Origin of the sequence: Streptomyces smaragdinus, assembly GCF_009604385.1 — a bacterium.
In the GTDB taxonomy this organism is placed as follows: domain Bacteria; phylum Actinomycetota; class Actinomycetes; order Streptomycetales; family Streptomycetaceae; genus Streptomyces; species Streptomyces smaragdinus.
Genome location: NZ_WEGJ01000042.1, coordinates 26,645 through 43,838, shown reverse-complemented (window position 1 = coordinate 43,838; position 17,194 = coordinate 26,645). Strand labels below are relative to the sequence as shown.

The window sequence follows — 17,194 nt, the reverse complement described above, 5'->3', positions numbered from 1 at the left end:
CCACTCCGCCCCGCACAACACCGTCCCCGCTTCCCACCCCCTACCGTGGGAAACCGTAAGACCGACCCGCGTCCCCCCGGAGGCACCCCGTGACCGCCCCGCACCCGTTCTGGCTCGCCGGCCGCCAGGCCACCGGCGACGACACGCTCGACGTCACCTCCCCCTGGGACGGCCGCACCGTCGGCAGCGTGAGCGTCCCCACGGACGCCCAGGTCGAAGCGGCCGTGGCCGCCGCGCACGCCGTCCGCACGGAGTTCGCCGCCACCCCCGCGCACGTCCGCGCCGCCGCCCTCGACCACGTCGCCAAGCGGCTGGCCGAGCGCACGGAGGAGATCGCGCAGCTGATCTCCGCCGAGAACGGCAAGCCCATCAAGTGGGCCCGCGGCGAGGTCGGCCGCGCGATCTCCGTCTTCCGCTTCGCCTGCGAGGAGGCCCGGCGCTTCAACGGCGGCGACGCCCAGCGCCTGGACACCGACGCCGGCGGCACCGGGCGTCTCGCCTTCACCCGCCGCTTCCCCAAGGGCCCGGTCCTGGGCATCGCGCCGTTCAACTTCCCGCTGAACCTGTGCGCCCACAAGGTCGCCCCGGCCCTCGCCGTCGGCACCCCGATCATCCTCAAGCCCGCCCCGGCGACCCCGCTGTCCGCGCTGCTGCTCGGCGAGCTGCTCGCGGAGACGGACCTCCCGGCGGGCACCTGGTCCGTACTGCCGGTCGCCAACGACCGGATGCCGGCGCTCGTCCAGGACGAGCGGCTGCCGGTGATCTCCTTCACCGGCTCCGACAAGGTCGGCTACCAGATCCTGGACTCCGTCCCGCGCAAGCACTGCACGCTGGAACTCGGCGGCAACGGCGCGGCGCTCGTCCTCCCCGACTTCTCCTCCGAGGCGGACCTGGACTGGGCGGCGACCCGTATCGCCACCTTCTCCAACTACCAGGGCGGCCAGTCCTGCATCTCCGTCCAGCGGGTGATCGCGGACGCCTCCGTGTACGACCGGCTCGTACCGAAGATCGTCGCCGCCGTCGGGACCCAGGTCACCGGTGACCCGTCCGACGCGGCCACCGACGTCGGCCCGCTGGTCAGCGAGGACGCCGCCAGGCGCGTCGAGTCCTGGGTCGACGAGGCCGTCGCGGCCGGCGCCGAGCTGCTCGCCGGCGGCAAGCGGGACGGCGCCGCGTACGCCCCGACCGTGCTGGCCGGCGTACCGGCCGGGACGAAGCTCGCCACCGAGGAGGTCTTCGGCCCGGTGCTCACCCTGCACCGCGCGGACGGCGAGGAGGCGATCTACGCGGCGGCGAACGACTCCCAGTACGGGCTGCAGGCGGGCGTGTTCACGCACGACATCCAGGCGGCGTTCCGGGCCCACCGGGCGCTGGAGGTCGGCGGTGTGGTCGTCGGCGACGTGCCGTCGTACCGCGCGGACCAGATGCCGTACGGCGGCGCCAAGAAGTCGGGCGTGGGCCGCGAGGGCGTGAAGTTCGCGATGGACGACTACACGTACGAGCGGGTCATGGTCCTCACCGGCATCGACCTGTAGGACACCTCTTCGCGCGCGTGGGGTGGTCGGATCCTCTCCAATCGGGTACATACGGACGAGTAGCACTCTCCGGTAACCGGTCGGTGAGTTTCCCTGTGGCGTCGAGGTGAGTCCCCCATGACCCAGCCCGCGACAGCATCCCAGTCACGCGTGTCCGAGAAGGAGGCCCGACAGGTCGCGGAAGCGGCCCGGGAACAGGACTGGCGCAAGCCCAGCTTCGCCAAGGAACTGTTCCTGGGACGCTTCCGGCTGGACCTCGTCCATCCGCATCCCACCCCGGCGGACGAGGACGCGCGGCGCGGCGAGGCCTTCCTGGCCAAGCTCCGCGACTTCTGCGAGCAGCACATCGACAACGCCCTGATCGAGCGCGAAGCGCGGATCCCGGACGAGACGATCGCCGGGCTGAAGGACCTCGGGGCGCTCGGTATGAAGATCGGCACCGAGTACGGCGGCCTCGGCCTCACCCAGGTGTACTACAACAAGGCGCTCGCCCTGGTCGGCTCCGCCAATCCGGCCGTCGGCGCGCTGCTGTCGGCGCATCAGTCGATCGGCGTACCGCAGCCGCTGAAGCTGTTCGGGACGAAGGAGCAGAAGGACGCGTTCCTGCCGCGCTGCGCCCGTACGGACATCAGCGCCTTCCTCCTCACCGAGCCGGACGTCGGCTCCGACCCCGCCCGGATGGCGACCGTGGCCGTACCCGAAGGGGACGACTACCTGCTCGACGGCGTGAAGCTGTGGACGACCAACGGCGTAGTCGCCGACCTCCTCGTCGTCATGGCGAGGGTGCCGCGGTCCGAGGGCCACAAGGGCGGCATCACCGCGTTCGTGGTCGAGGCCGACTCCCCCGGCATCACGGTGGAGAACCGCAACGCGTTCATGGGCCTGCGCGGGCTGGAGAACGGCGTCACCCGCTTCCACCGCGTCCACGTCCCCGCCGCGAACCGGATCGGCCCCGAGGGCTCCGGGCTGAAGATCGCCCTGACCACGCTGAACACGGGACGGCTGTCGCTGCCCGCGCTGTGCGTGGGCGCCGGGAAGTGGTGCCTGAGGATCGGCCGGGAGTGGGGCGCCGTCCGCGAGCAGTGGGGCCGGCCGGTGGCGCGGCACGAGGCGGTGGGCGCGAAGCTGTCGTTCATCGCCGCCACCACGTTCGCCCTGGAGGCGGTGCTGGACCTGTCGTCGCAGATGGCCGACGAGGACCGCAACGACATCCGGATCGAGGCCGCGCTGGCGAAGCTGTACGCGTCGGAGATGGCGAGTCTGATGGCGGACGAGCTGCTGCAGATCCGCGGCGGGCGCGGCTACGAGACGGCGGCCTCGCTGGCGGCGCGCGGCGAACGGGCGGTGCCGACCGAGCAGATGGTACGAGACCTGCGGATCAACCGGATCTTCGAGGGCTCGACGGAGATCATGCATCTGCTCATCGCCCGCGAGGCCGTCGACGCGCATCTGAAGGTCGCGGGGGATCTCATCGACCCGGACAAGTCCCTGTCCGACAAGGCGAGGGCGGGCGCGAAGGCGGGCGGCTTCTACGCCCGCTGGCTGCCCAAGCTGGTGGCCGGCAAGGGCCATGTCCCCCTCGCCTACGCGGAGTTCCACCCGAAGGGGCACGCGGACCTCTCCGGGCATCTGCGGTTCGTCGAGCGCACGGCGCGCAAGCTGGCGCGGTCCACGTTCTACGGGATGTCGCGCTGGCAGGGGCGGATGGAGACCAAACAGGGCTTCCTCGGCCGGGTCGTCGACATCGGGGCGGAGCTCTTCGCGATGAGCGCCGCGTGCGTACGGGCGGAGCTGCTGCGCCGGACCGAGGGGCACGGGCGGGAGGCGTACCGGCTGGCGGACGCGTTCTGCCGGCAGTCGCGGATCCGGGTGGACGAGCTCTTCGGCCGGCTCTGGACGAACACCGACGACCTCGACCGGGGTGTGGTGAAGGGGATCCTGGACGGCTCGTACACCTGGCTGGAGGAGGGGATCGTGGACACCTCCGGCGAGGGTCCGTGGATCGCGGACGCGACGCCGGGGCCGTCGGAGAAGGAGAACGTACGCAGGCCCCTCCGCTGAAGTGATCACTGCCACAGACCCGGGCAACTGCTCCCCGTTGCGGGGGATATCGAGCGGATAAACCCATTCGTACGGATGGTGGGGCGCTTCCTACAGTCGCCGCATGACGAGCGCACCACCCGAGACCGCATCCCCCGACGTACAGCCGCCCCTGCTCAAGGGGTGGTGGCCGCTCGACCCGGTGCTGCGCCGGCTGGCGCTGAACACCGTCCTCACCCGGTTCGGCAGCGGGCTGCTCATCGCCGTCAACGCCCTGTACTTCTCCCAGGTCGTGGGGCTGGGCGTGACGGCCGTCGGTTACGGGCTCGCGCTCAGCGGCGTGGGCTCGATCCTGGCCGGCGTCCCCACGGGGCGGCTCTGCGACCGGTACGGGGCGCGGCACGTGTACCGCCTCGGCTACGGATGGACGGGGCTGGGCATCCTGTCGTACCTGCTCGTCGACTCCGTCCCGGGGTTCCTGGTCGCGACGACGTTCACCGGCATCGGCTGGGGCAGCGTGCACACCGCCAACGCCACCTGGCTGGCGGTGATCATCCCGGCGCACGCGCGGACGGAGAGCCGGGCCTATCTGCGGATGCTCACCAACGTCTGCATGGCCGTCGGCACCACGCTGGGCGGCGTCGCGCTGCACCTCGACTCCGCGGCGCTGTTCCGCGGGCTGATCGTGGTGAACGCCGTGTCGCTGCTGCTGGCGCCGGTGGTGCTGTCCGGGGTACCGAAGGAGCGGGAGCGGGCCGCCGCGGCGGCGGCGGAGCCGGTGGGGCCGGGCGAGACCTGGAAGGCGGTGCGGGATCTGCCGTTCTTCACCCTGACGGTGATCATGGGCGTGTTCGCGATGCAGTTCACCGTGATCGAGGCCGGGCTGCCCCTCTGGATGGCCGCGTACACCAGCGCGCCGACCTGGGTCTACGCGGCGGCGATGGTGCTGAACTGCGTGCTGGTGGCCGTCTTCCAGATCCCCGCGTCGCGGCTGTCCGACGACAGCCGTGCGGCGGCCCGGGTCACCCGGTGGGCGGGCTTCGCCATGGCGGTGGCCTGTGCGCTGTGGGCGCTGGCCGCGGGCGCCGGGGTGTGGGCGGCGGCGGTGTTCGTGCTGGTCGGGATGCTGGCGCAGATCGCCACCGAGGTGCTGCAGCAGGGCGCGAGCTGGACCCTGGGCTACGCGCTGGCCGACCGCCGGTCGCAGGGCGTCTACCAGGGCGTGTACTCCTCCGGCTTCTCGGCGGCCACGATGCTCTGCCCGGCGCTGTTCACCGGCACGGTGCTGGCGTTCGGGGCGCGGGGGTGGCTGGTGCTGATCGCGCTGTTCCTGGCGGCGGGGCTGACGGCGCCGGCGGTGGTGCGGTGGGCCGAGCGGCGGGGCGGGGAGTGGCGGGGGGAGCCGGCGTAGGGGGAAGGCCCGTCCTCCGGGGAGGACGGGCCTTTCGAACGCCGCGGGGTCAGAGCTGCGCGGCGAACGCCTCCTCGATCAGGTCCAGCCCCTCGTTCAGCAGCTCGTCGGAGATCACCAGCGGCGGCAGGAACCGCAGCACGTTGCCGTACGTACCGCAGGTGAGGACGATCAGCCCCGCCGCGTGACACGCCTTGGCGACCGCGCCCGTGAGCTCCGGGGCGGGCTCCTTGGTGGCCGGGTCCTTCACCAGCTCGACCGCGATCATCGCGCCGCGGCCGCGGATGTCGCCGATGACGTCGAACTTCTCCTGCATCGCCGCGAGCCGCGGCTTCATGATCCCCTCGATCCGCTGCGCGGCGGCGTTGAGGTCGAGCTCCTTCATCGTCGCGATGGCGCCGAGCGCGGCGGCGCAGGCCACCGGGTTGCCGCCGTACGTGCCGCCGAGGCCGCCCGCGTGCGCCGCGTCCATGATCTCGGCGCGGCCGGTGACGGCAGCCAGCGGGAGCCCGCCGGCGATGCCCTTCGCGGTGGTGATCAGGTCCGGGACGATGCCCTCGTCCTCGCAGGCGAACCACTGGCCCGTACGGCAGAAGCCGGACTGGATCTCGTCCGCGACGAAGACGATGCCGTTGTCCTCGGCGAACTTCTTCAGCGCCGGGAGGAAGCCCTTGGCCGGCTCGATGAAGCCGCCCTCGCCGAGCACCGGCTCGATGACGATCGCGGCGACGTTGTCCGCGCCGACCTGCTTGCTGATCTCGTCGATGGCCTGCGCCGCCGCCTCCGGGCCGCAGTTCTCCGGCCCGGTCGGCCAGCGGTAGCCGTACGCCACCGGCACCCGGTAGATCTCGGGTGCGAAGGGGCCGAAGCCGTTCTTGTACGGCATGTTCTTGGCGGTGAGCGCCATCGTCAGGTTGGTCCGGCCGTGGTAGCCGTGGTCGAAGACGACGACCGCCTGGCGCTTGGTGTACGCGCGGGCGATCTTCACGGCGTTCTCGACGGCCTCGGCGCCGGAGTTGAACAGCGCGGACTTCTTGGCGTGGTCGCCGGGGGTGAGCTCGGCCAGGGCCTCGGCGACCTCGACGTACTCCTCGTACGGCGTGATCATGAAGCAGGTGTGGGTGAAGTCCGCCAGCTGGGCGGTGGCACGGCGGACGACGGCCTCGGCGCTGTTGCCGACGGTCGTCACCGCGATGCCGGAGCCGAAGTCGATCAGCCGGTTGCCGTCGATGTCCTCGAGGATGCCGCCGCCCGCGCGGGCGGTGAACACCGGGAGCGTGACGGCGACGCCGTTCGCCACGGCGGCGTTCTTGCGGGCGAGGAGCTGCTGGGACTTCGGCCCCGGGACGGCCGTGACGAGGCGGCGTTCCTGCGGGACACCTGCGGTGGTCGAGTCGGTCATGGGGGCGCTCCTCGGGCCTTCCTGGGGCGGGCATGGGGGTCTGGAGGCTGTGGTCGAACCCCCGTCGTCCGCGCGGAGCGCGGGCGTCGCGGCGTTCGGTGCGTGCTCTCGGCGTGCGGCGGACCAGGTCATGTGGCGGAGCCACCTGTCCTGGTCCGCCGTGCGGCGAGAGTGCGTGCCGGGCGTCGGGGCGCAGACGGGGGTTCGGCCACAGCCTCTGAGGGCAGGTTAGGCGCGCCGGTGGCCCGGGGGCATGCGCCGAAGGGCAGTGGTGTGCCGTGTCGCCTTGTCCACCGTGTCCAAGGACCCCAGGGGCCGCCCGCGGTCGCGGGCGGCCCCTCTCGCTCACACCCCGGCGGTCTCCTGCTCCACCGGACGCGGGCGCAGCCAGTAGTGCACGGCCTTGGGGCCGGTCGCCCCGTGGAAGCGGCCCTGCTCCTCGAACTTCTCGATGTCGAGCCCGCACCGGTCGAAGATCGCCCGCGCGGTCTCGTCGTCGATCATCAGCTGGTGCATGTCGTCGGGCCGGTCGTGCCGGTCGAACGCCAGATACGCCAGCCCGTCGGGCTTGAGGTAGTTGCGGACGTTCGCGATGGCCGCGCCGAAGTCGTACCCGTGGTCGAGCACGTTGATCGACACCAGCAGATCGGCCCGGCCGTGCAGCTCCGGGATGTCCTTCTCGGCGGGTACGGAGTACAGCTCGTCCGCCTTGTCGAGGTCCTGCCACTCGACCTCGGCTATGTATTTGTCGCCCAGCGGCTCGATCGCGGCGATCTTCGCGCCCCGGAAGTAGAGGGTGCGCAGCCGGCTGCCGGCGCCGAGGTCGACGATGAGCTTGTCCTGCCAGCCCTCCGGGCTGAAGTCCTTCGACGTCCAGAAACGGTTGTTCCTGGTCTGCCACTCCTCCTCACGGGCCCGCCAGTTCGGCTTCTTGTGCCAGGCGAGCTCCCCCTCCTGGGCGACCTTGCTCCAGGTCTCCTCGTTGATCGTCGTGGGCTTCTCGAGCCGGCTGAGCCGGGTGATGATCTCGGAGAGAAGGACGTTCTGCCGCTCCAGGGCCTTCAAAATCCGCGTTTCGGTGTTCTTGGCGCTGTGTCGCACGACGCTGTCGCCGCGCGCCCTCTTGAGCAGTTTCCTGACGCTTGCCATGTCCACCTCTCGATACGACAGGGGCACGGGGCCCCTGACCTCCGGGCCGGAGATGCACGGCAGCTTCCCCTCACCGGATGGGGACGTCAACGGTTCAGACAAGCTTTTCGTCATGTTTCGCCCCGCGCAACCGCTCGGCCGCCGGGGGGCGCGGGCGCGTAACCGGCCCTCACCATCGGTAAATTGACCTCATGGCAACGGACGGCGGGCACCAGGCACATCCCCGGCAGACTGCGTACGACGGCGGGAGGGTCCCGGGCCAGCGGGGTTCGTTCACGGCCTGGCTGCGGGCCCCGCGGCCCGAGGCGCTGCCGGGGATCTGGCGGCTGGGGCATGTGGCGCGGGCGGCCGAGGAGCCCGCGGGTCCCGATCGGCGTCAGCTCTTCGGCGGGGCCGTGCTGGTGCTCTTCGGCGCGCTGATCGTGTGGTCGCTGTACCGCAACGACGTGTTCCCGGTCGGCGTGCTGGACGCGCCGCTGCGGTGGATCACGCCGGACAGCTGGTGGGAGTCGGACGGCGGACCCGGGCACGAGGCGCCGGCGCAGGCGTTCGCGGCGCGGTTCCTGTACGACATCCTCGTCCTGATCGGCATCGGCTGGGTGGCCGCGCGGGCCGGCCAGTGGCAGGAGGCCGTACGGGTGCTCCTCGAGCCGCGGACGGTCCGCGAGCGCGCCCTGCTGACGGCCGCCGGGGGCTTCTGCGCGTGGCTGCTGGTCTGGACGGGGACGGTCCCGGTGATCGGGCCGGTGCTGGACATCGTGCCGTCGTCGTGGCCGCGCGGCGGGGGCAACGAGTTCCTCGCCGTCGTCTTCGTGTACGGGCTGTACGCCCTGGTCACCCTGGCCGTCCTGTGGCCCTTCGCCCGCGCCGGCCACTGGCGCACGGCGCTGCGCGGCGCCCGCCGCCCGACCCCCGCCGAGCGGGCGGAGCCGGTCCCCGAGCCCGTGGACGACCCCGCCGCCTGGCCCGAGCTGCGCGCCGCGGGGCTGGCGGACGTCGCCGCCCGGCTGAGCACCGACGCGGCCTCCGGGGCGATGAACGACGTCGACCACTCCCGCCTCACCCGCGCCTGGGAGGGCGTGTGGGCGCAGCCGTCGCGGATGCGGGCGTTCGCCGACGCCGTCACGTACGGGGGGGCCGCCGCCTGCCCGCACCCCTCGGGGCTGCGGGATCTGCCGGCGCGCCACTTCCGGCACGACCTGACGACGGGGCAGGTCCGCATCGGCGCCGCCCCGGACGAGACGCGCACCCCGTGGGCGTACCGGGGCGCCGGCATCGCGCTGGAGCCGGCGGTGCTGGGCACCGGGCTGGTGGTCGTCGGGCCGGCGGCGTCGGGGAAGACGGGGCGGGTGATCGCGCCGGTCGTGGAGACGCTGTGCCTGCAGGCCCTCGCCGGACGCGCGGCGGTGGTCGCGGTCGGGGCGCAGGGCGCGCCGCTGGGGGCGGACGAGGCGTACGACGTGGTGATCCGGCCGGGTGACCGCGAGTCCCTGCACGACCTGGACTTCTACGGGGGGACGAACGACCCCGACGAGGCGGCGGCGCTGCTCGCGGAGGCGGTGCTGGGCGGCGAGGGCGGCGCCCCGGACCTGGCCCAGGTGCGGCAGGCGACGACGGCGCTGGCGCAGCTGCTGGGGGCGTACGAGGCGGCGCACGGCGCGTTCCCGTCCGTACCGGAGCTGCGGGCGCTGCTCGACCACGACCCGGCGGCCGTCGACGCGCTGCGGGCCGTCGCGGACCCGGCGGCGGCGCGGGAGCTGGACGCCCGGCTGCGGCAGGCGGGGCGGCCCGGCGACGTGGGCCCGCTGCTCGCGGACCGGCTCGCGGTGCTGGACCGGCCGGCGTTCGCCCGCTTCTTCGACCCGGCCGACCGGGGGCGCCAGTTCTCCGTGCGGGCGCTGGAGCACCCCATACGGGTGCGGATCGATCTGCCCGAGCGCGCTCACGCGGAGGCCTCGCGGCTGCTGGCCCGGCTGATCCTGGCCCAGTTCACGGCCGCCGTGCCGGTGCGCACGGACCGGTCGCTGTTCGCCGCGCTGGTGCTGGACGACGCCGCCGGGGCGATCACCCCGGGGGCGATCCGCGGCGTCCAGCGGCTGCGGACGGCCAACGCGGGCGCCGTGCTGGGGCTGCGGTCGCTGGACGAGGTGCCCGAGCAGCTGCGCGGGGCGCTGCTGGCGGCGATGGGGTGCCGGATGGCGCTGTCGGGTGTGTCGACGTGGGACGGCGGGCTGTTCGCCCAGGCGTGGGGGGCGGAGTGGGTGGAGACGCGGGACGTCACCCATGCGCCGGACACCTCGGGCGGGACACTGCGGCGGGGGCTGCGGGGCGTACGGAAGGCGGTCACGGGCACGGCGGCGACGACCGAGTCGGTGACGGTCCGCCGGGTGGAGCGCGCCCGCTGGTCGGCGTCGGACCTGGCCAACGCCCTGCCGCCGGGGCACGGGGTGCTGTCGGTGACGACGGTGGAGGGCGAGCGGACGCCGCCGGTGCTGGTGCGGCTGGGGCAGTGAGGGGCGGGGGGCGCGTCAGAACAGGACGCTCATGAACGCGCCGACCTCGCGGAAGCCGATGCGCTTGTACGCGGCGCGGGCCGCCGTGTTGTAGTCGTTGACGTACAGGCTCACCACCGGCGCCACCTCCGCCAGCGCGGTGCGCAGCACGGCCGTCAGCCCGGTGACCGACAGTCCGCGGCCGCGGTACTCCGGGGCGACCCACACGCCCTGGATCTGGCAGGCGTGGGCGGTGACCGCGCCGATCTCCGCCTTGAAGACCACCCGGCCGTCCTCGATCCGGGCGAAGGCCCGGCCGGAGCCCACCAGCTCGGCGACCCGGGCCTGGTAGATCAGCCCGCCGTCGCCCGTCATGGGCGAGACGCCGACCTCCTCGGTGAACATGGCCACGCACGCCGGCATGATCACGTCCATCTCGTTCTTGCGCACCCGGCGCACGAAGGGGTCCGGCACGATGTCCGGGGGCACCTCCGTGGTCAGCATCAGCGGCTGATTGGCCCGGACCTCCCGGGCGGGCCCCCAGTACGGCTCCAGCCGCGACCACAGCTCCGCCGTCGCCGTCGCCGACCCCACGATCGACGAGCACCGCCGCCCGGCCCGCCGGGCCCGCTCCGCGAAGCCGTGCACCGCCTCCGGGCCGGCGCAGATGGGCACCAGATTGGCGCCCGAGTAGCACAGGGACCTGAGCCGCCCGCCCTCGTACCAGCCCCACATCTCGCCGCCGAGGCGCCAGGGGTCCAGTCCAGCGGCGGCGACCCGCGCCGCGACGAAGGCGTTCGCCACCGGCTCACGGTCGAGCACCGCCCGTACGGCGGAGATCTCGGTGGGCTCGACCACCCTCGTGATACCGGTCAACACAGCCGCACTGTACCTGTCAGGAGTCATGTGTCCGAATTCCCCGCGCGCCTCACGGCCCCGGGGCTGTTCCCGGCGAAGGCCCCGGGGCGGTCGCCCCGGGGCCTTCGGCCACAAAAACCGGCGGTGGTCAGCCCGCGACGCTGACCGTCGGCTCGCCGGAGGCGGCGCCGTCCTTCTCCATCTGCTCGGCGATCTTCATCGCCTCGTCGATGAGGGTCTCCACGATCTTCGACTCGGGCACCGTCTTGATGACCTCGCCCTTGACGAAGATCTGCCCCTTGCCGTTGCCGGAGGCGACCCCGAGGTCGGCCTCGCGGGCCTCGCCCGGCCCGTTGACGACGCAGCCCATGACCGCGACCCGCAGCGGCACCTCCATGCCCTCCAGGCCCGCGGTGACCTCCTCGGCCAGCTTGTAGACGTCGACCTGGGCGCGGCCGCAGGACGGGCAGGAGACGATCTCCAGGGTGCGCTCGCGCAGCCCCAGCGACTGCAGGATCTGCAGCCCGACCTTGACCTCCTCGGCCGGCGGCGCGGAGAGCGAGACGCGGATGGTGTCGCCGATGCCCTGGGAGAGCAGGGCGCCGAAGGCGGTCGCGGACTTGATGGTGCCCTGGAACGCCGGGCCGGCCTCGGTGACCCCGAGGTGCAGCGGGTAGTCGCAGCGCTCGGCGAGCAGCCGGTAGGCGCTGACCATCACGACCGGGTCGTTGTGCTTGACGGAGATCTTGATGTCGTGGAAGCCGTGCTCCTCGAACAGCGAGCACTCCCACAGCGCGGACTCCACCAGCGCCTCGGGGGTGGCCTTGCCGTACTTGGCGAGGAGGCGCTTGTCCAGGGAGCCGGCGTTGACGCCGATCCGGATCGGCGTGCCGGCCGTGGAGGCCGCCCGGGCGATCTCCTTGACCTTGTCGTCGAACTGCTTGATGTTGCCCGGGTTCACCCGGACCGCCGCGCAGCCCGCGTCGATCGCGGCGAAGACGTACTTCGGCTGGAAGTGGATGTCGGCGATGACGGGGATCTGGGACTTGCGGGCGATCGTGGCCAGCGCGTCCGCGTCGTCCTGGGTGGGACAGGCCACCCGGACGATGTCGCAGCCGGTGGCCGTGAGCTCGGCGATCTGCTGCAGCGTGGCGCCGATGTCGGAGGTCCGCGTCGTCGTCATCGACTGGACGGAGACCCGGGCGTCACCGCCCACGGCGACCGAGCCGACCTGCAATGTCCGGCTCCGACGGCGTTCGGCGAGCTTCAGCGGTACGGACGGCATTCCGAGCGAAACGGCAGTCATCTGCAGGCAACCCCACGGTTGATTCTCATCGGCCCCCCGGCGAGCGGGGCTCAGCTTCCGAGATTACGTCACACCCCTGCCGGGCGGTGAATCGCGGCCCGGACGTCACCGGTTCTGTCGACGAACCGCTACGTAAACCCGGCAGAAACCGGACGCTCCGCTCAGCCGGTCAGCCGCACCGGGTTCACCACGTCCGCCACCAGCACCAGCAGCGTGAAGCAGACGAAGATCCCGGCCACCACGTAGGCCACCGGCATCAGCGTCGCCACGTCGAACGGACCGGGGTCCGGGCGGCGGAAGAGGCGGAAGGTGTGCCGGCGGATCGACTCCCACAGCGCCCCGGCGATATGACCGCCGTCCAGCGGCAGCAGGGGCAGCATGTTGAACAGGAACAGCGACAGGTTGAACCCGGCGACCAGCTGGAGGAACCACGTGATCCGATCCGCCGCCGGCAGGTCCATCGCCGCGACCTCGCCACCTACCCGGGCCGCGCCGACCACACCGATCGGGGAGTCGGCCTTGCGCTCCTCGCCGTTGAACGCCGCGTTCCACAGGTCGGGGACCTTCGACGGCAGAGCGAGGACCGCGTCGAAGCCCTGGGCGACCATGTCGCCCATCCGGTCGACGGACTCCCCCGCGGACAGCGTGACGATCTCCCGCCCCGGGGTGAAGCCGAGCCAGCCGGCCTTCACGGTGGACTCGTCGGTGGGGTCATCGGTGTTCTTGTAGACGGTGTTCTGCACCACCGTCGCGTCCAGCGTGCGGCGCGCGCCGTCCCGCTCGACGACGATCTCGACCCTGCCCTTGCTCTCCCGGATGTAGTCCTGGAGGGTCTGCCAGTCGGTCACCGGCCTGCCGTTGTACGCGACGATCGTGTCGTTCGGCTTCAGCCCGGCCTTGCTCGAGGGCGACTCGGGGTCCGTCTTGCGGCAGTCCCGGTCGTCGCGGGACGCCGAGATCACGCACCCGGACACCGAGCTGACCGTCGTCGACGTCTGCTGGACCCCGTACAGCATCCACACGCCCGCGAAGACGGCGACGGCCAGGACCAGGTTCATGAACGGGCCAGCGAACATCACGATGACGCGCTTCCACGGCTTACGCGTGTAGAACATGCGCGACTCGTCGCCCGGCTGCAGCTCCTCGTACGCGGCGGCGCGGGCGTCCTCGATCATGCCGCGGAACGGGGACGTGGAGCGCCGGCGGATCTTGCCGTCGTCGCCGGGCGGGAACATGCCGATCATGCGGATGTAGCCGCCGGCGGGGATGGCCTTGAAGCCGTACTCGGTGTCACCCTTGCGCCGCGACCAGATCGTCGGCCCGAAGCCCACCATGTACTGGGGCACGCGGATGCCGAAGAGCTTGGCCGTGGAGAGGTGTCCGAGCTCGTGCCAGGCGATCGAGATCAGCAGCCCGATCACGAAGACCGCGACGCCGACGAGCCACATCAGGGTTGTCATTCAGCGTGCCTCCGCTGCTGTCACGGGGATTCCGGCGAGTTCCCGGGCCCGGGCGCGCGCCCAGGTCTCCGCTTGCAGGACGTCGTCGACGGTGAGCCGGGTTCCCGTGGCCGGCCGGCCGTGTTCGGTGACGACGTCCGTGACGGTGTCCATGATGCCGTTGAACGGCAGCCGGCCCGCCAGGAAGGCGGCCACGCATTCCTCGTTCGCCGCGTTGAACACCGCCGGGGCGGTGCCGCCCAGCGTACCCACATGGCAGGCGAGCGGGACGGACGGGAAGGCCTTGGCGTCCAGCGGGAAGAACTCCCAGGTCGACGCGGTCGTCCAGTCGAACGCGGGCGCGGCGTCCGGCACCCGGTCCGGCCAGCCCATCCCCAGCGCGATCGGCACCCGCATATCGGGCGGACCGGCCTGCGCGAGGGTGGAGCCGTCGGTGAACTCGACCATGGAGTGTACGTACGACTGGGGGTGGACGACGACCTCGATACGGTCGAAGGGGACGTCGAAGAGGAGGTGCGCCTCGATGACCTCCAGGCCCTTGTTGACCAGGGTGGCCGAGTTGATCGTCACGACCGGGCCCATGTTCCAGGTGGGGTGCGCCAGGGCCTGCTCGGGCGTGACGTCCGCCAGCTCGTCGCGGGTCCGGCCGCGGAACGGGCCCCCCGACGCGGTGACCAGCAGCTTGCGCACCTCGGCCCGGGTGCCGCCGAGGAGGGCCTGGTAGAGGGCGGAGTGCTCGGAGTCCACGGGGACGATCTGGCCGGGGCGGGCGACGTCCTTCACCAGGGGGCCGCCGACGATCAGCGACTCCTTGTTGGCCAGGGCGAGGGTGCGGCCGGCCCGCAGCGCCGCCAGGGTGGGCGCGAGGCCGATGGAGCCGGTGATGCCGTTCAGCACGGTGTGGCAGTCGGAGGCGGCCAGCTCGGTGGCGGCGTCGGGGCCGGCCAGGATCTCCGGCAGCGGCTCGCTCCCGTACTGCCCGGCCAGGGCCTCGTGCAGATCGGCCACCCGGCTCGCGTCGGCGACGGCGACGGTGCGCGGCCGCAGCCGGTACGCCTGCTCCGCCAGCAGCCCGACCCGGCCGCCGGCGGCGGCCAGCGCGGTGACCTTGAAGCGGTCGGGGTTGCGCAGGACGAGGTCGATCGCCTGGGTGCCGATGGACCCGGTCGAGCCCAGGATCACGATGTCCCGGGGGCCGGCGGTGGAGGCCGGCCGCAGATGCGGGTCGGCGAGCGAACTGCGGTCAGGGCTGACGGTCATACGGCCATTCTGTCGCGTCCCTCTGACGGCCCGGGAACCCCCTGGCCCGTTCGGCCCTTGACCGGTCCGGTGGTCGTTGACATGCAACCTTATGGTTGCCTAATCTGGTGGTGTGGAGGAAGAGACCGTGGACGACGTGTTCCGCGCGCTGGCCGATCCGGTCCGGCGCGGACTGCTGGACCGGCTCCGCGACCGGGACGGGCAGAGTCTGCGCGAGCTGTGCGCGGACCAGGCCATGAGCCGTCAGGCGGTGACCAAACACCTGGTCGCGCTGGAGTCGGCCGGGCTGGTCACGACGGTCCGGCACGGCCGGGAGAAGCTCCACTACCTCAACCCGGTCCCCGTCCACGACATCGCCGAGCGCTGGATCAGGCGCTTCGACCACGGCCGCCTGGCGGCGCTGAGCAATCTCAGGAACGCCCTGGAAGGACCACCCCTCATGACAAAGCCCGAGTTCGTCTACACGCTGTACGTCCACACCACGCCCGAGAAGCTCTACGAGGCGCTGACCTCGCAGGAGTTCATCGACCAGTACATGAGCGGCTGGGCGCCGCGCTCCACCTGGCGCGAGGGCGACCCCGTCCTGTGGCCCACCGAGGAGAACGGCGAGCCCCGCGACCTCGGACAGCGGGTGACCGAGGCCGTTCCCGGCAAGCGCCTGGCGTACACCTGGCACACGCTGCAGCCGATGCATCAGGAGATGTTCGGCATGAGCGACGAGGAGTTCGCCGAGGCGGTGAAGGAGCGCTCGAAGGTCGCCTTCGACATCGAGCCGGCCGAGGTCCCGGAGGCGGGCGTGAAGCTCACCATCACGCACGACGGCTTCGCGGGCCCCGGCAGCAGGATGCTGGAGGGGGTCTCCGGCGGCTGGATCATGATCCTGTCGGAGCTGAAGAGCGTGGTCGAGAGGCAGGGCGCGGACTCCGCGGCGCGGTCGTGAGACGGGGCCCGGCGGGCACGTGGGGCGGGACTCGTTCGTCGTACACGAGGTGAAGAACCTGTGGGGGCCCAATGATGGTGAAGTGATGCGCCTGTCCGGCACCGGCGGGCTGCCGTACCGTTTCTGTACAGAAGGTCCTCACCGATCGGAACCCCGCTCGTCCCACACCCCCCGGGGCGAGCGGTCAGTACGGACCGTCCGTCCAGGAGCTATCCCCCCGGCTCCCGGGCGGACGGTTTCGTCTCCGCGGCTCCTGCCGTGGCTCGCGGGAGTGCTGCTCGTCCTCGTCAGCTGGCAGGTCGGCGTCGACGGGCCCCTGGTAGGCGCGGACGAGGCGCTGTCCCGCGACCTTGTCGCGAACGCCCCGCCCGAGCGGGTGGCCGAGGCCCTCTCCGATCTGGGCGGCCCCGTGGTCGCCGTCCCCGTGCTGCTGGCCGCCGTCGTGTTCGCCCTGTGGCGGGGCCGGTGGTTCGCCGCGCTCGCCGCCGCCGTGGCGATGGCGCTGGTCCCGGCCCTCGTCGTACCGGCGAAGACGGCGTTCGCCCGCCCCGGGCCGACGATGCCCCGCCTCACCGACTACGCCGGCTTCTACCCCTCCGGCCACGCCACCACCTCCGCGGTCGCCTACGGTGCGGCGGCGGTGCTGGTGGCCGGCTGCGTCCACCGCGCCTGGGTCCGGCGGGTCGCGGTGGGCGCGGCCGTCCTCCTCTCCGCCGGCTGCGGACTCGGGCTGACGTGGCACGCGTACCACTGGCCGCTGGACGTGCTCGCCGGCTGGTGTCTGGCCGTCCTCCTCCTGTGGGCGCTCGTCCGCCTGACGGCGCGGGGCGCCCCTACGTATCGCCGCCGCTGATCAGGGCCGCCGCCTCGTGCATCGCCAGCTCCAGCAGACCCGGGTCGCAGAGGGTGCCCGAGCCGTCCGGCGCCACCACCCAGCGGACCCCGCCCGTCGCCCGCCCCGGGAACGGGACCACGATCCACGTCCCCCTGCCCGCGCCGCGCACCCCGGTGGCGACCCAGCGGGCGGCCGTGCCGGGCGGTACGAAGAACCCCAGCCGGGCGCCGCCGAAGTCGGCCAGCACCGGCCCCGTCCGGTCCACGCACCGGCCGAGCACGTCCAGCGTCGGATGCCCGAGCCGTCCCGGGACGATGAGCACGTCCCACAGCCGCCCCGCCGGCAGCAGCGCCACCCCCAGCGGGTTGCGCTCCCACTGCCACCGGCAGGCATCCGGATCCGATGCCGCCGACACCAGCCAGTCCACGGCCGTCCTGGCCCCCGCGCCGCCTGTCATCTCGCAACCCCTCCGCCGCGCCGCCCCCTTGCCGGGGCGGCATCCACGG

The 17,194-nt window shown here is 72.5% G+C and carries 13 protein-coding genes; 6 read left to right on the top strand and 7 right to left on the bottom strand.

Features of this window, described 5'->3' with window-relative positions; genetic code table 11:
* Window positions 1–89: 89 nt before the first annotated feature.
* The 3 genes from SRB5_RS30895 (at window position 90) to SRB5_RS30885 (ending at window position 4,986) form a co-directional block, all read left to right on the top strand.
* Window positions 90–1,535: an aldehyde dehydrogenase family protein gene (locus SRB5_RS30895; protein WP_323378764.1), complete on the top strand. Its 1,446-nt coding sequence runs from the start codon at window positions 90–92 to the stop codon at window positions 1,533–1,535.
* Between the two features lie 117 nt (window positions 1,536–1,652).
* Complete coding sequence (locus SRB5_RS30890; RefSeq protein ID WP_153456773.1) at window positions 1,653–3,596, top strand: acyl-CoA dehydrogenase family protein; 1,944 nt, start codon at window positions 1,653–1,655, stop codon at window positions 3,594–3,596.
* Window positions 3,597–3,699: 103 nt separating this feature from the next.
* A complete protein-coding gene (locus SRB5_RS30885) occupies window positions 3,700–4,986 on the top strand; it encodes an MFS transporter (protein WP_153456772.1) in 1,287 nt (428 codons plus the stop codon).
* A 49-nt stretch (window positions 4,987–5,035) separates the two neighbouring features.
* Here SRB5_RS30885 and gabT read toward each other — a convergent pair whose 3' ends face one another.
* A complete protein-coding gene (gene gabT, locus SRB5_RS30880; RefSeq protein ID WP_153456771.1) occupies window positions 5,036–6,388 on the bottom strand; it encodes a 4-aminobutyrate--2-oxoglutarate transaminase in 1,353 nt (450 codons plus the stop codon).
* 345 nt (window positions 6,389–6,733) lie between these two features.
* Window positions 6,734–7,537 (bottom strand): class I SAM-dependent methyltransferase, encoded by an 804-nt coding sequence (locus SRB5_RS30875; protein WP_153456770.1) that lies wholly within the window; start codon window positions 7,535–7,537, stop codon window positions 6,734–6,736.
* A 191-nt stretch (window positions 7,538–7,728) separates the two neighbouring features.
* Here SRB5_RS30875 and SRB5_RS30870 point away from each other — a divergent pair, with 191 nt between their 5' ends.
* A complete protein-coding gene (locus SRB5_RS30870) occupies window positions 7,729–10,050 on the top strand; it encodes a hypothetical protein (RefSeq protein WP_228390574.1) in 2,322 nt (773 codons plus the stop codon).
* A gap of 15 nt (window positions 10,051–10,065) precedes the next feature.
* On the opposite strand, the gene SRB5_RS30865 is transcribed toward SRB5_RS30870, so the two are convergent.
* The 4 genes from SRB5_RS30865 to dxr form a co-directional block, all read right to left on the bottom strand.
* Window positions 10,066–10,935, bottom strand: a complete 870-nt coding sequence (locus SRB5_RS30865; RefSeq protein ID WP_153456769.1) for a GNAT family N-acetyltransferase — start codon at window positions 10,933–10,935, stop codon at window positions 10,066–10,068.
* Window positions 10,936–11,035: 100 nt separating this feature from the next.
* Window positions 11,036–12,193 (bottom strand): flavodoxin-dependent (E)-4-hydroxy-3-methylbut-2-enyl-diphosphate synthase, encoded by a 1,158-nt coding sequence (ispG, locus tag SRB5_RS30860; protein WP_153456768.1) that lies wholly within the window; start codon window positions 12,191–12,193, stop codon window positions 11,036–11,038.
* 161 nt (window positions 12,194–12,354) lie between these two features.
* Complete coding sequence (locus SRB5_RS30855; protein WP_153456767.1) at window positions 12,355–13,653, bottom strand: M50 family metallopeptidase; 1,299 nt, start codon at window positions 13,651–13,653, stop codon at window positions 12,355–12,357.
* Window positions 13,654–14,913: a 1-deoxy-D-xylulose-5-phosphate reductoisomerase gene (gene dxr, locus SRB5_RS30850; protein ID WP_153456766.1), complete on the bottom strand. Its 1,260-nt coding sequence runs from the start codon at window positions 14,911–14,913 to the stop codon at window positions 13,654–13,656.
* 127 nt (window positions 14,914–15,040) lie between these two features.
* On the opposite strand from dxr, the gene SRB5_RS30845 reads away from it, so the two are divergent.
* Window positions 15,041–15,853 (top strand): ArsR/SmtB family transcription factor, encoded by an 813-nt coding sequence (locus tag SRB5_RS30845; RefSeq protein ID WP_323378775.1) that lies wholly within the window; start codon window positions 15,041–15,043, stop codon window positions 15,851–15,853.
* Between the two features lie 271 nt (window positions 15,854–16,124).
* Window positions 16,125–16,706 (top strand): phosphatase PAP2 family protein, encoded by a 582-nt coding sequence (locus SRB5_RS30840; protein WP_194293079.1) that lies wholly within the window; start codon window positions 16,125–16,127, stop codon window positions 16,704–16,706.
* On the opposite strand, the gene SRB5_RS30835 is transcribed toward SRB5_RS30840, so the two are convergent.
* Window positions 16,687–17,145: a bifunctional DNA primase/polymerase gene (locus SRB5_RS30835; protein WP_153456764.1), complete on the bottom strand. Its 459-nt coding sequence runs from the start codon at window positions 17,143–17,145 to the stop codon at window positions 16,687–16,689. The two genes, SRB5_RS30840 and SRB5_RS30835, sit on opposite strands and share 20 nt — an antisense overlap.
* Window positions 17,146–17,194: the final 49 nt, after the last annotated feature.